Source organism: Spirochaetota bacterium (assembly GCA_026415295.1).
Classification (GTDB): Bacteria; Spirochaetota; JAAYUW01; order JAAYUW01; family JAOAHJ01; genus JAOAHJ01.
Genome location: JAOAHJ010000004.1, coordinates 95,597 through 111,320 on the forward strand (window position 1 = coordinate 95,597; position 15,724 = coordinate 111,320).

Consider the following 15,724-nt stretch of genomic DNA (forward strand, 5'->3'; position numbering starts at 1 on the left):
AAATTAGTTAAAAAAATAGTTGATAAAAAAATTTTTAATAAAAGAGATAAGTATGATAAATTTAAAGAAAAAAGACTTTCCTGTCCTTTTCATTTGTATAGGAGTTATTCTATTGTTCTCATTTTTATCACTAATTTTTTACAATGTAGATAAGACTTTTATTTATGATATTTTTGTTAATTGGAGAAATCCTGGTAAACCTACTGAAGAAATAAATGAATCAACTTTTGTATCAACTCCTAATAAAAAAGCAAGTAAAAAAATAGAAATTATAGGCATTGATAATTTCTCTTTAGAGAAAATAGGTAGATTTCCATGGTCTAGAGACACATATGTAAATATATTTAATTTTTTTATAAATCCTGAAGGAAAGTCTTATCCTGAATCTATACTTTTCGATATTGCTTTTCTTGAAAAAGAAAAAGATGATAAAGAAAATGATATATTATTAGCGAATTCTATTAAAAAAAATGGAAATGTTATTTTAGAATATTATCTTGATTTTGAAAAAGGTTTTGAAAAAAGTGGAGAACAAAAAGAAGTTGTTGATTATATAGAGAAAGAATTTACAATAGATTTAAAAAAAGCAAAAATTAAAGGAAGAAAAATAGATGAAAAAATAATTAAAAATAGGAATTTTGGAATTACCTTTAATGATATTACTCCCTTACTTAAAGAATATGCTTTAACTGGCTCTTATGCAGGAACAGTAGGTTTATTTCCTGATTCAGATAAAAAATATAGAAGATTACCACTTGTTTATATATATAAAAACCGAATACATTTTCATGCAATAATTTTTATGTTATGCCATTATTATGGAATAAATATAAATGATATAGAAGTAGATTTTGGAAGATATATAAAATTAAACAATATAACTAAAAATTCTAATAACAAAAAAGAAATAATAATACCTATAGATTTACATGGTAATCTTTTTATAGATTTCATTGGGAATTCATCTCAAATATGGCCTATTAGATCAGCTTATGATATATATTCTAATAGAGCTCCTGCTGAATATTTTAAAGATAAGTTAGTTTTTTTTGGAATATATTCACTTGGAGCTGCAAAAGATATTTGGTTAACTCCATCTGGATTAATGTTTGGAGTAGAATTTCTTGCTGTTGCAACAAATCAAATAATCAATCAAAAATTTTTTAAATTTTTTAATTGGTTTTTTATTTTTTTAGTTATTGTATTAGTTTCAGCTTTTCTTTCTTTCTATTTCTATAAATTACCAATTATTAAAACATATATTTTAGCGATTTTATTTTTATTTTTTTATACTTTATTTGCTTATATTGCTTTTATTTATTATTTAATTGTTCCATACTCTGGAATAATTATTCAAGTATTAACTTTATTAATTTCTATAATTGTTTATAGAATTTTAACAGAAGAAAAAGAAAAAAGATTTATTAGAGCAACATTTTCAAACTTTGTTTCAAAAGTTGTTGTTGATGAATTATTAAAACATCCAGAAAAAATAAAACTTGGTGGTGAGAACAAAGAAATAACAGTTTTATTTTCTGACATTAGAGGTTTTACATCAAGATCAGAACAAATGAAACCAGAAGAAGTAGTTGATCTATTAAATAAATATCTCTCAAGAATGACTGAGATTATATTTAAATTTCATGGAACTCTTGATAAGTATATTGGGGATGCAATAATGGCATTCTGGGGTGCTCCTATACCACAAGAAGATCACGCTTTACTTGCTTGTTGCACTGCATTAGAAATGACTAAAGAGCTTGAAAAATTAAATAATGAATTACCAGAAGATTTGAACCTTGATATAGGGATTGGTATAAATACTGGTTATGCAATTGTTGGTAATATGGGATCTTCATCAAGGATGGATTATACATTAATAGGTGATACAGTAAATACTGGTTCAAGATTAGAAGGTGTTAATAAATTTTATAAGACAAGAATTATAATTTCTGAATATACCTATGAAAAGGTTAAAGATTTTTTTTATATAAGATTAATAGATAAAATAACTGCAAAAGGTAAAACAATACCAATTAAAATATATGAAATTTTAGATTATAAAGAAGATTTTGATCCTTTTAAAATTGTTGATAAATATAATAAAATTGGAAACAAATTGAAAAGTGAATAAAACTTTTTCTTTTGGGAAAAAAATTTCACTAATTTTACATTTATTCTTCATTTTTTTAATATTAATAAATTTTAATTGTTGTGGTATCCCTGAACCTATAAATTTTATTAATTTACCAAAATTAAGATATGATACAACAATAAATTTTATATGGTTTATTATTGAAAATAAAGAAGCAGGATTTAAAGGTTACGATTTTCTTTACTCAGTTCAGGATAATTTAAATCCAATTTATTTTAATTGTAATGTCAAAGTTTATATCTCAAATAATTTTAATGTATCATCATCGAGTCCTAAATTAATTTGTAATCCTTCAAACTTAAATTTTATAGTACAAATTTATTTTAATGATCCTAACCCCTCTACAATTACACCTGAACCAAATAAGCTTTATGTGAGTATTTATGATAAAGATTGGATACCATTCTCTAATTCAATTTACAATGGAAGTAAGATCTTTTTTTTGGTAAGACCATATGTTGTTGATATAAAAGGTGAAGTTATTAAAACAATAGATTCATTAGGTACAAATATAATTTCAATCAATTTTTAATTGAAAGGGTATTAATATGGAATCCATATTAAATGATGCTGTTGTAAAAAGTGTAGTACAAATGATATTTTATATTTTTGTTGGTTTGTTTGCTTCTTTTTACTTTGTAATAATCTTGAAAAAAAAATTTTTAGGTTCTTTTTTATTGGGAACTTTAATAGGTGTTATGGGAGCAACCATACTTGGTGCTTTTCTAAACAATTTCATTAAATTTTTAACATCGTTTCCATTAGGATTAAATTCAATTTCTACAATTTTAGGTGCTTTTATTCTACTATGGTTTTATTCAAAAATTTCAGAAATAGAATAAAAATATTGACTCTTAGTTATAATTTTTTTATATTTAAATTGTTAAATTCTATATTTTCAATTTTTTAATATTTTTTAATTTTTTACTTATTTTTTCAAATTTTTAAGTTTTATAATAAATAAGTTTAAAATAATAAATTAATTTAATAATATATTAGATTAAGAGTTTAAACATTATTATAAAGGAGGGTGATTAATGCCAACTTATGATTACATTTGCAATTCATGTAATAAAAAATTTGAAATATTTAGACCAATTTCAGATGAAAGGGAAGTAACCTGTCCTGAATGTAATTCAACAAAAACTAAAAAAATAATATCAGCTGGTTCAGGAATAATATTTAAAGGTAGTGGTTTTTATACTACTGATTATAAAAAATCTGATATTAATAAAAAAGAAAATACAAATGATCAAAAAACTACTGTAAACAATAAAAATTGTAAACAATAAAAATTAAAATAAATTTTAAAATAAAAAAAATTTTCTAAAATTTTAATAATTTTTACAATGTTTCAAAATATTATACATCAAAATTTCTTTTATGTATACTTAATAATAACATATAATCATTTATTAACAATTATAATTTTTTTATATTTATCAGTATTTGTAATCAAATAATGTTATAAATTAATATAATATTTTAATTTATTATTTGATAAATGTATTTTGATTAAGTTAAAATCATACAATATTTATTTTTTTCTATATATATAGTATCCAAATATCAAATTATTAATCAATTTAATTTTATAAACTCTATTATTTAATTTATCAATCTCCTATAATCCCCTTAACAATTTCCTAATAAAAAAATTATTAATAATTAGTTTTTTATTCATCTAAATTTAATTTATATAATTGAATTTATCATTGTAATTAAAATATAAAGGAATTAAAAATGAAATTAAATATTGGAGTTTTTGGTTTAGGATATGTTGGTTTAATTACAGCTGTTGGTTTTTCCTATATTGGTTTTGATGTAAACTGTTTTGATATAAATAAGGAAAAATTAAAAGCTTTAAGAGATGGTAAAATTCCATTTTATGAAGAAAATATAGAGGAGATTTTAAAAGATTCAATTAAACAAAATAAGATTAATTTTCTTGATGACTCAAAAGATGTAATTGAAAAGTCAGATATAATTTTTATAGCAGTTGGAACACCTCCAGATAAAGAAGGTAAAGCAGATTTAAAATATATTTATGAAGTTGTTCTTGAAGTAATAAAATATATTAATAGTTATAAAATTATTGTTATTAAATCAACTGTTCCGCCGGGAACATGTAAAAGAGTCGAACTTTTTATAAAAGATAATATTAAAAATATTTCTGAAGAAAAAAAGATTGATGTAGATGTTGTTTCAAATCCAGAATTTTTAAGAGAAGGGAGAGCATTTCATGACTTTATAAATCCAGATAGAATAATTATTGGTACAAACAGTGAAAAAGCTAAAGAAATGATGTGTCTTTTATATGACTATTTTATTAAAAGAAATTTTAAAATAGTCTTAACGGATAGGGAGAGTTCAGAATTAATAAAATACGCTTCAAACTGTTTTTTAGCTACAAAAATAAGTTACATAAATGAATTATCAATACTTGCAGAAAAAATAGGGGCTAACATAAAAGATGTATCTTTAGGAATGGGTCTTGATTTAAGAATAGGGAATAGTTTTCTCGATGCTGGTCCTGGGTATGGAGGAAGTTGTTTACCTAAAGATACAAAAGCACTTTTTAATTTTGCAAGAGAGAATGGAATTAATTTAAAAATTTTAGAATCAACAATTTTAGCAAATGAAAATCAAATTAAATTTACTGTAAACAAAATATTAAAGAACATGAATGGAGTTGTAAACAAGATTATATCTGTTCTAGGATTAACATTCAAACCCAATACAGATGATATAAGAGAATCTGTTTCAATCAAAATCATTAATTTACTTTTACAAAATGGAGCATTTATTAAAACATACTGCCCTAAAGGAATAGAAAAAACGAAAGAACTCTTTAAAGATGAAAACAACATTATATTTTGTGAAAATGTATATGAAACTTTTAAGGAGTCTGAAGCGATTATTATAGCAACAGATTGGGAAGAATTTAATAATCTAGATTATAATTTTGTTTATTTTTTAATGAAAGATTACTTTCTATTTGATTTAAGAAATATGTTTTATAATAATCATAAAATTAAACAAATGTTTTATTATTATGGTACAGGTATAATTTGTTCTAAAGCAAAAGATTTAATTTTTTAATTTTTTTATTTATATAATTTTAATGGTATTTTTTATTTTTATTAGAGTTAAAAATAAAATGAAGAAAAATTATTAAAAACAAATTATTATAACATTTTTATATAAAAAAAAATAAATGGAAAGGAAAATGGAAAAAATAAAAACATATAAGATGGATATGCATGTTCATTCAATTTTTTCTGAAAGACCCTCAGAATTGTTGTTAAAGTTTTTAGGGACAAGAGAATCTTATGTAGATCCATTTAAACTTTTTAAATTCGCTAAAGAAAAAGGTATGGATTTTATTACAATTACAGATCACAACAAGATAGATGGAATAATAAAATTAAAAGAAAAATATCCAGAAGAGACCATTTTAGGTGTTGAGGCAACAACTTATTTCCCAGAAGATGGAACTAAAATACATATTTTATTATATGACTTTGAACCATACTTGTTTGAAAAAATTGATACTATAAGAAGTGATATATATAAACTAAGAGAATTTATTTTTGAAAATAATATTTTCTATTCAGTAGCTCATCCTTTATATTCTATTAATAAAAAACTTAATCTTAATCATTTTGAAAAATTAATACTTTTATTTGATAATTTTGAGGTTGTAAATGGAGGTAGAAATTTAGATGTAAATAATATTACTGAGAAATTTTTTAATAATCTTAATGAAGAATTAATTTATAATTTAATTAGAAAACATAAAATAAAACCTTACAGTAAAAATGCTCATAAAAAAATATTTACTGCTGGAAGTGATGACCATACAGGTCTATTTATTGGAACTTCTTATAATTATATTAGATCGAGTGAAAATTTAAAGATTACAATTAAAGATTTTATAGAAACTGTTAAATCTGGAGGTTCTCAATTTGAAGGAAAAAGTGTAGATTTTGAATCCCACGCTTTTCAAATATTGAAAATATCATTTGATTTTTATAAATCAAAATATCTACAAAAAAAAGATGAAAATATTTTTAATGAGAAAAATGAATTTAATTTATTTAATAATTTAAATAATAATAAGGTTTACGAAGAAAATAAAGATCTTCTTTATAATAAAAATAACAAAAAAAGAGATTACATTAATCTTTTACTAAAAACTTTTGATAAAATTATTTTTGAAAAAAGAAAATTATCCTTAAAAGAATATATTTTTTTAAGAAGGTACCTAACAAAAAATAAAAATAAAAATAAAAAAATAAATATCAAAATTATTGAATTTTTATTAAAAATAAATAGATTAAAAAATTATGATCCATTAATAGTTTCTTATGAATTGTTTAGAAGTATTTCAAATATTATAGATATATTAATAAAATCATTTTTAGAATCAATTACTACATCTTCAAATTTAATAAAAACAAATTTATTACTTTTTATTGAGAAATTGATATCATCTTTAGTTACATTTGCTTTATCTATTCCATATATTACTTCTATAAGTCATATTTGGCAGGACAGAAAAATAATTGATGAGCTAATAAATAAGTATTTTTTTCATGAAAAAAAGGAATTTAAAAAAATAGCATGGTTTACTGACACACTTATAGATTTAAATGGTGTTTCTGTAACATTAAGAAATATAGGAGAATTTTCAAAAATTAAAAATAGGGAACTCTTTTTCGTAACCTCAATAAAAAAAGAAGATTATGAAAGAAATAATTTTAACTTTAATATAATTAATTTTGAACCTATTTTTTCATTTAGAAGTGATATTTACAAAACCTTTGAAGTTAAATTTCCCTCAATCATGAAAATAATTAAAGAAGTATATGATATGAATCCTGATGAAATAATTATATCTACCCCAGGACCAGTAGGATTAACTGGCTTATTACTTTCAAAAATTTTAAATATACCTTCTAAAATGGTTTTCCATACAGATTTTTCTAAAGAAGCGTCAGAAATATTAGGTGATAAAAAGATTTCAGATATTATAGATTATATCTTAAAGATTATATATAATTTATCAGACCATATATTAGTAAATACTTATGAATATATAAAAATTCTTAAAGATAAAGGTTTCAATTCAGATAAAATGTCATTATTTAGAAGAGGAATTGATTTAAGTAAATTTTATAAAATAAATAAAGAAAATAATAAAATGATTAATAATTTAGAAATAAAAAATAATGATTTTATTTTATTGTATACTGGAAGAATCTCAAAAGATAAAAATCTAGATTTTATTTTAGAAGTATTTGAAGAATTAAAAAATAGCAAATATTTGAAAGAAAAAGATATTACATTAAAATTTATAATAGCAGGTGATGGACCTTATCTTGATGAATTAAAAAACAAATATAAATCTTTCAGAGAAATCTACTTTTTAGGTAAAATAGAAAATAAAAATTTACCAGAACTTTATTCTCTTGCTAATTTATTTGTTTTCCCAAGTGTAACTGATACCTTTGGAATGTCTGTTCTTGAAGCTCAAGCATGTGGATTGCCAGTTTTAACTTCTAATATTGGTGGACCAAAAGAAATTATAATTAATAATGAAACAGGTTATTCATTGAAAATTGATAAAAATCTTTGGAAAAGAAAAATAATATATTTAATTGATGATAAAATAAATAACAATTCTCTTTTATTAAATTATTTATCAAAAAATGCCTTAACTCATGTTCAAGAAAAATATGATATCGAAAAAGTAATTGACTATTATTTTAGGAAAGAGAATAATAGAATAAAACTAAAAATAATAAAGGATAAGGTCAAGATAAATAAATACAAAATTAAAATAAAAAATAACTTTACAAATAAAAGCTATAAGATACACCAAATCCAATTTTGAACGAATTTAAAACTATTCCTAATCCATTTAATAAAATAGCTGCTATTAATTTTTGAAAAAAATTCCCCTCTAATTTTGGTTCAATTGCTTCCATTGATGTAAAGATCATTGCAGTATAAATATTTATATTGAAAGTACCACTGTTTACAATTGAAAGGACAATATCCCAGTTCAAGCTAAAATATGGATTCCACTTTTTCTCAAATTGAATCATATTATAATTTGAAGAGGGAAGTTTAGCTTGATATGAAGCCCCACCTTCTATAAAAAGTCTACCTAAACCAATTTTAATAAAAAAATTTAAATATGAATCTTTATACTTTAAATTATTCAAATAGTCAATACCTCCCCCTAATCCAAACCAACCAAAGTAGTATAAATAATCAAAGCCAATCATTAAGTTTTGTGGACTAAAAAAACATGATACATAATGTAGACTAAAATTAAGTAAGGAAAAATCTTTTTCTTTCTCTTGAGCTAAAATAATGTTGCTAAATAAAATTAATAAAACAAATGCAAAAAAAAATATTTTAAAATTTTTAAATAGTTTCATTTTAACCCCCTTTTTTATAAATATAAAAAAAATATTAAATCTTTATTAAATAAGTTAGATTATTTTTTTTAAAAAACAATTACAATCAAAAAGATTATTAGATTAATTATTAAATAGTTAATTTATATTTTATATTGAAATTAAAAATCTACTAAATTAACTAATATTAATAATTACTATTTTTTATTTATTATTATATTACTATAAGAATATTATATTAGTATATTAGTATGAAAAAAATAATAAAAATAAATATAATTTTTAATTTAAAATTTAACTTAACATAATTTATATTATGTTTACTATTGATTTAATAAAAAAATATTATTAAAAAACAATTATTAATTATATAATTCTTATTTCTATTTCTATTAATTCTAGTAATCTCTCTTATTTTCTTAATAATTTAATATTATATAATAATATTTAATATCTTATTTTTTCTACATAAAAAATTAAAAATATTTATAAATGTATAGAAAATAAATTAATAATAAAAATATAATCTTATTTTATTTGATTATAATTGGTTTAACTTGAAATATATAATTTTTTTATAATTTTAATAAAATAAATTCTTTATTAATTTTTTAATTACTTATTATATTTTTTATTTTTATCTTGAAGATTTAAATAATAGTAACCATTAAATTCATTTATAAATTTTTCCATTTCCAGTAAATAATTTTGATCAAATGGAATCTTTTGCCATTTAAATTTTTTATCAAATTTTGCTATTTCAGGATTTAAATTTATTGCTATTTTTTCATATTCTTTATGTTGAATGTAACCACCTTGAATATACATTAATTTTGAAAGTATCCAGTGTGTAACATCAGGTCTATATTTATAAATTTTGGAATAAATAAAATATTTTAGAGAATTTTCATAATTTTGTGAAAAAAAATAAAAATACCCTATTCTAAAATAAGCTTTTGAAAAAATATTTTCACCTTCAGGTACAAGATTTAATATTGAAAAAATTTCTCTAGAAAAATATTTGAAATAATTATCATTTGAAATTAAAAGGTTGTTATAATTTAAAAAATTTGAGAAATTTCTTGTAAAAAAAAATATTTCAGAAATATCATATAAAAGATAAAAATACATCTCTTTTATTTTAAAATAAGCTTTATATGTTTCTGCATATTTATAATAGTTTAATGCGACATCAAATAATTTTTTAATTTTATATATATTCCCTAGCATATAATAAACTTCAGCATATTTTGGATTAATCTGTAATGCTTTTTCATAATATTCAATTGCTTTAGAATAGTTTTTTAGATAAAAATATTTATCTCCTTGCTCTTTATAAACCCATGATTCATCATTGAAGTCTACTTGAGCCAAAGATATTATATTTAAAGAAATAAAAATGAAAATTAAAAAATAAAAAATTAATATTTTGAAAATATCTTTCATCTTAAATTAAAAAATCTTTATATTTTTATAAAAATGATTTTATTTTGTATTTCTAAAATTATATATTAAAAATTTAGTATTTAAATATTTCCTTTTAATTTTCAATAAAACAGTTTTTTAACTATTTAATATTTTATTTTTAAACTGAATTTTTTTAAATCAAATGAAATAGATATTCATATTTAAAATATTTTGTAAATTCAAAATTCTTTTTATTATTCTCATAATCTAATACATTGTCTTCATTTTCAATATTAATACAATTATAAGAATAATTTTTATTGAAAATTACATTATTTTTGTTATTAAACCCTGTTTTTTCCTTCTGAATTAATTCTGTTAGTATACTATTAGTTCTTGTTTTAGAAAGGACAAAATTAACTGGAACTTTTATAATTGAACCACAAATTATTAAATCGGGATCATCAAATGCATTTAATACATAAATTGTGTGAGCAGAAGTATTATACCTTAAAGCTATTTTCCATAAAGTATCTCCCCATACTACTTTATAGTCAACAGTTTTAACACCTTCAAATTCTTTTAAAAGTATAGAATGAAATTTTTTAATATTTTTTGCATTAATATAATAATTTGAAGGTTTAGTTTCTTTTGATGTTTTTACAGTAGTTTTAGGTTTTGATGGTTTAACAGTTGTTTGTTGCTGAGTTGATGGTTGAGTAGATGGTTTTGTTTGAACCTGTGGTTGAGTTTGAGGTTTTTGTTGAACTTGAGGTGTTACAGGAACAACAGGAGTAACCTGGGTTTCTTGTTTTTGAGCTGTTTCCTTTTTTTCTTGTTTTGCCTCTTCTTCTATTTTAGATATTTTAATTTCATTACTTTTTTCAATTTCTGTTCCAGCTCTTTTAGAAGATATTGAAAATCTTGAAAATATGATTATTGAACTAATTATTAAAAAAACAAGGAAAAATATTAGTACTATTAATATTGTATTATTTTTTCTTTCTTCATTGTTTATTGTTGCCATAATTCTCTCCTAAAAAATTAAAATTAAGAAAAACTTAAAATAAATTATTTTAATTCATAAAACTCTATTATTTTACATCTATTTACATCTATTTATTCGTTTCTTTTCTAAAAGAATGAAGGCAATTTCTATTAACAATTTTTAATAAGAAGTAACTTTTTTTTTACAAATTAAAAAATTGTTAATCATTACAAAAATTTTATATATTTATAACTAAAAAATTATTCTAAAACATAAAATTAAATATAAAAATATCAGTTAATTATTAATACAATCGTATAAACATTATACATCAATTGTTATAAAAAAGTATAAATTAAATATTAACAATTTTTAACAATTAAATGTTATAAATAAGTATACTTATTGATTTTATTGAAATTATTTGAATTATAAAAAAGTATAGCTTTTTATTTATTTCTATTTTACTCTTTAGAAACAAATACTAAATATAATAATTAAGCATTTATTTTTTTAATAAAATAGTTGTTTTTTTATTGCAGATAATAAATAAAAATAAATTGAATTAATCTAATTGAAAAAAATTAAAAAAAGAAATAAAAAGAATTATATTATAAAAAGTAACATTTTATAGATAAATAAAGAATACAATGGGAAATAAGACTTAAATTTAATACATACTATTTTTTTAGAATATTTTTAAAATCATTTTCTGGGTCAAAAAAATATATTTTACTCATATCAAAATAAACTTTTCTATTTTTTTCATTGTGATGAGCTGTAGTAGAAGCTCTAAAAGTTGCAAGGAAAGAAACATTTCCTAAATTAAAATGGACATAAGTATCAGCACCAAGTGGTTCAATTATTTCAACATTGGCTTTAAGAGAATAAAAATTACTTTTTTTATCATCATGAATATCTTCAGGTCTAATCCCCATAATTAAAACTTTATTATTATAAGCTTTCAATAAATTGACTTTTTCTGTATCATTAATTTCTATTTTAAAATCTCCATTAATAAGTTCTATTAAATTATCTCTATAGTTAATATTAACTTCAATAAAATTCATTGGTGGTGAACCTATGAAACCAGCAACAAATTTATTAATAGGATTATTATATAATTCAAGAGGGGATCCTATCTGTTGAATAATACCATCATTAATAACTACAATTTTATCTCCCATAGTCATTGCTTCTATTTGATCATGAGTTACATAAATCATAGTGGATTCTAATTTTTGATGCAAAGAAATTATTTCAGCTCTCATTTGCACCCTTAATTTTGCATCAAGATTTGAAAGAGGTTCATCAAATAAAAAAACTTTTGGATTTCTAACTATTGCTCTTCCTACAGCTACTCTTTGTCTTTGACCACCAGATAAAGCTTTTGGTTTTCTATTTAAATAATTTTCAAGATGTAGAATTTTTGCAGCTTCTCTAACCCTTTTGTCAATTTCATCATTAGGAATTTTTCTAATTTTTAAGCCAAACGCCATATTATCATAGACTGACATATGAGGGTATAATGCATAATTCTGGAAAACCATAGCAATATCTCTATCTTTTGGAGGAAGATTGTTTACGAAAATATTATCTATATATAGTTCACCTTTAGTTATAGATTCCAATCCTGCAATCATTCTTAGAATTGTTGATTTTCCACACCCAGATGGTCCTACGAGAACTACAAATTCTTTATCTTCAACTTTAATGTTAGCATTGCAAACTGCAGGTTTATCTGAACCTTCATAAATTTTATAAACATTTTTTAATTCAACTGTTGCCATAAATACTCCTATTTTTTAATTATAATATTAGATAACTATATATTTTATAATATGTATAATATTAATTTAATATTTTAACAATTTATTTTTAAAAATAATTTTATTTATCTTTAATTTTATTTTTAATATTTGATTATTTAATCATTAATTATATAATAAATCTTATTAAAAAAAATTATTTTTTCAATATTATTTGTTAAATATTTATTATTTAAAACTAAATTAGTTATTTTTTGTAAAAAAATTTGACAATTTATTAAAAACAATTTATAATTTTAATGAAAAGTGTATTATTAAAAACAATTAAATAATATTTAGGAGGTTTTAATGAAAAAAATATTAATTTTTGTACTTGTTTTCTTTATATTTCTATTTTCATGTGGTACAAAAAAAGCTGATCTTATTATTCAATCATACATGTCAGATGAGAAACCAAAACAAGTTTTTGCTGAACTTGTAGCTGAATTTGAGAAACAATATAAGATGAAAGTTGAAGTTAACACTACTGCTCATGAACAGTTCAAAACTCAAATTGTTAACTATTTAACTTCTAAAGATGCTCCTGATGTTTTAACATGGTTTGCTGGTTTTAGAATGCAACAATATGCTATGAAAGGTTTACTTGAACCAGTTGATGATGTTTTCCCAGGTGGAAAATTTGAAGCTGAATTCCCAGCTTCTTTTAAAGTTGCTGCAAGTTATAATGGAAAAATCTATTTTGTTCCTCAATCTTGGTATTGGTGGGCAATTTATTATAACAAAGAAGTTTTTGATAAATATGGATTGAAGGTTCCTCAAACTTGGGAAGAACTACTTAAAGTTTGTGAAGTATTAAAAAGAAATGGTATAACTCCATTTACTATTGGTGCAAAAGACACATGGACTGCTGGTGGTTGGTTCGATTATTTAAATGTTGCTGTTAATGGTGGTGAATTCCATCAAAAACTTACTGGTGGTGATGTTGCATATACTGACCCAAAAGTTGTTAAAACATTTGAATATTTAGCACATTTAGCTAAAAATGAATATTTTATTAAAGGTGCTGCTTCATTATCATGGCAAGAAGCTGTTGCTCCTATGATTGAAGGAAAAGCTGCTATGTACTTAATGGGACAATTTATAATGGATGTTATTCCTGAAAAAGATAAAGGAAAATTTGATTTCTTTAGATTTCCAATTATAGGCAACCAAACAGCATATGGAGTAGATACACCAACTGATGGTTTTATAGTACCTGCAAAAGCTAAAAATAAAGCAAATGCTAAGAAATTTTTAGCTTTTATTGCTTCAAAATTTGCACAAGAATATTTTGCTACTAAACTTGGAAGACTTGCTGCAAATATTCTTGTACCACCACCAAACCCTGCTGCTGAAAAAGGATTAGCAATCGTTAAAGGTGCTGCTATTGCAATGCAATTCTATGATAGAGATGCTCCAGAAGAAATGGCTGCAATCGGTATGGATGCTATTGTTAGAATTTTACAGAATCCAGCTGATCTAATTAAAATATTACAGGAAGTTGAAACTCATAGACAAAGAATATATGCTGAGTTTAAAAAATAAAATTGTTAATTTTATAAAAAATAGTTTGTCTTTATTTTAAATAAAATTTGTAAATTTTAGAAGAAGGAAGTATTTCTATAAAGTAATACTTCCTTCTCTTTTATATAAATTTTACATTAAGGAGAATAAAAATAAAGTGTTGAGTTATTTTAGTAATTCATATAAAATTAATTAATATATTTCATTAAGTAAGATATTTGAAATAAATAATAAATAAAATACTTATAATACTTATTCTAGAAATCTTAAAAGTTACACAAAATCAGACAAAAAAATATTTTATAAATTTTGCAAATTAAAAATTTTAATGGAATATATTAGTTAAGTTAATATTTATTAACAAAATTTAATAAATATAAAAAATCTGATATGCATTTATATTTAAAAAATAAAATAGATTTAATAAATAAAAAATAAAATGTTTTTAATGATATTAAAGTCATAGTAGATAAACTAAACAAAGATATATGAAGGAAAATTATGAAAAAACCTATTCTAAAAAAAATAAAAATTAATTATTATTCAATTGTTCCATGGGTATTTCTTTCTATTCCTTTAACAATGTATCTTTTATGGGTTATAATTCCTGTTTTTCAATCATTTTTATTTGCTTTTACAAAAACAGATTCAATAGTTACGAATCCAATTTATATAGGATTCAAAAATTTTATAAGATTTTTTTCTGAAAAACAGTCAATGATTGCTTTAAAAAACAACCTATTCTGGCTTCTTTTATTTGTTTTTATTCCGATTCCTTTAGGACTATTAATAGCTATGTATTTTAACACACCATTTAAAGGAACAAAAATATTTAAAACATTGTTTTATTTACCAATGACTCTCTCTTTTGCTATTATTGGAACTATATGGATGTGGATATATAATCCAAATTTTGGAGTGTTAAATACAATTTTAAGAAGTATTGGATTAAATTCTCTTGCAAAAGAGTGGTTAGGTGATGAAAGGTACATGACTGGAGCTTTAATAGTAGTAGGAATATGGAGACAGGTCCCTTATGTAATGATTTTATATTTAGCTGGTTTAAAGAATGTGCCATCTGAATTAATAGAAGCTTCGATGGTAGATGGTGCAAATTGGTTTCAGAGATTTAAATATATACTAATACCTACTCTTACACCAGCAACAATTGTTGCTATAACTATATCCATTATAGATTCCTTAAGAACATTTGACATCGTTTATGTTATGACAAATACAAAAGCTAGAGCAGCTGAAACTTTAGCAACATATATGTACACAAATTCTTTTGGTTACTCTAATTTTGGTTTTGGATCAGCTATAAGTGTAATACAGTTTTTAATTACCTTATTGTTTATATTAATTTACATAAATAATACTTTGAAAAGTGAAGAAAAATAAGAAATTTTAA

The 15,724-nt window shown here is 21.7% G+C and carries 12 protein-coding genes; 8 read left to right on the forward strand and 4 right to left on the reverse strand.

Features of this window, described 5'->3' with window-relative positions; genetic code table 11:
• Window positions 1–52: 52 nt before the first annotated feature.
• From N3A58_01345 to N3A58_01370, 6 genes are all read left to right on the forward strand, one after another.
• Window positions 53–2,134, forward strand: a complete 2,082-nt coding sequence (locus N3A58_01345; protein ID MCX8058044.1) for an adenylate/guanylate cyclase domain-containing protein — start codon at window positions 53–55, stop codon at window positions 2,132–2,134.
• Window positions 2,127–2,687 (forward strand): hypothetical protein, encoded by a 561-nt coding sequence (locus N3A58_01350; GenBank protein MCX8058045.1) that lies wholly within the window; start codon window positions 2,127–2,129, stop codon window positions 2,685–2,687. The genes N3A58_01345 and N3A58_01350 overlap by 8 nt, the downstream gene beginning before the upstream one ends.
• Window positions 2,688–2,703: 16 nt before the next feature.
• Window positions 2,704–2,997: a hypothetical protein gene (locus N3A58_01355; protein MCX8058046.1), complete on the forward strand. Its 294-nt coding sequence runs from the start codon at window positions 2,704–2,706 to the stop codon at window positions 2,995–2,997.
• 195 nt (window positions 2,998–3,192) lie between these two features.
• Entirely contained in the window at window positions 3,193–3,447 is a 255-nt protein-coding gene (locus N3A58_01360) for a zinc ribbon domain-containing protein (protein MCX8058047.1), read from the forward strand.
• A gap of 451 nt (window positions 3,448–3,898) precedes the next feature.
• A complete protein-coding gene (locus N3A58_01365; GenBank protein ID MCX8058048.1) occupies window positions 3,899–5,257 on the forward strand; it encodes a UDP-glucose/GDP-mannose dehydrogenase family protein in 1,359 nt (452 codons plus the stop codon).
• A 127-nt stretch (window positions 5,258–5,384) separates the two neighbouring features.
• On the forward strand, window positions 5,385–8,054 hold the full coding sequence (locus N3A58_01370) for a glycosyltransferase (GenBank protein ID MCX8058049.1): 2,670 nt from the start codon (window positions 5,385–5,387) through the stop codon (window positions 8,052–8,054).
• On the opposite strand, the gene N3A58_01375 is transcribed toward N3A58_01370, so the two are convergent.
• The 4 genes from N3A58_01375 to ugpC form a co-directional block, all read right to left on the reverse strand.
• Entirely contained in the window at window positions 8,014–8,607 is a 594-nt protein-coding gene (locus tag N3A58_01375) for a hypothetical protein (protein MCX8058050.1), read from the reverse strand. The genes N3A58_01370 and N3A58_01375 overlap by 41 nt on opposite strands.
• A 594-nt stretch (window positions 8,608–9,201) precedes the next feature.
• Window positions 9,202–10,032: a tetratricopeptide repeat protein gene (locus N3A58_01380; GenBank protein MCX8058051.1), complete on the reverse strand. Its 831-nt coding sequence runs from the start codon at window positions 10,030–10,032 to the stop codon at window positions 9,202–9,204.
• 154 nt (window positions 10,033–10,186) lie between these two features.
• Entirely contained in the window at window positions 10,187–11,020 is an 834-nt protein-coding gene (locus N3A58_01385) for a LysM peptidoglycan-binding domain-containing protein (GenBank protein ID MCX8058052.1), read from the reverse strand.
• Between the two features lie 641 nt (window positions 11,021–11,661).
• Window positions 11,662–12,771 (reverse strand): sn-glycerol-3-phosphate ABC transporter ATP-binding protein UgpC, encoded by a 1,110-nt coding sequence (gene ugpC, locus N3A58_01390; protein ID MCX8058053.1) that lies wholly within the window; start codon window positions 12,769–12,771, stop codon window positions 11,662–11,664.
• Window positions 12,772–13,098: 327 nt separating this feature from the next.
• On the opposite strand from ugpC, the gene N3A58_01395 reads away from it, so the two are divergent.
• A complete protein-coding gene (locus N3A58_01395; protein ID MCX8058054.1) occupies window positions 13,099–14,334 on the forward strand; it encodes an extracellular solute-binding protein in 1,236 nt (411 codons plus the stop codon).
• A gap of 480 nt (window positions 14,335–14,814) precedes the next feature.
• The gene (locus N3A58_01400) at window positions 14,815–15,714 is read left to right on the forward strand and encodes a sugar ABC transporter permease (GenBank protein MCX8058055.1); all 900 of its coding nucleotides are present in this window, start codon (window positions 14,815–14,817) and stop codon (window positions 15,712–15,714) included.
• Window positions 15,715–15,724: the final 10 nt, after the last annotated feature.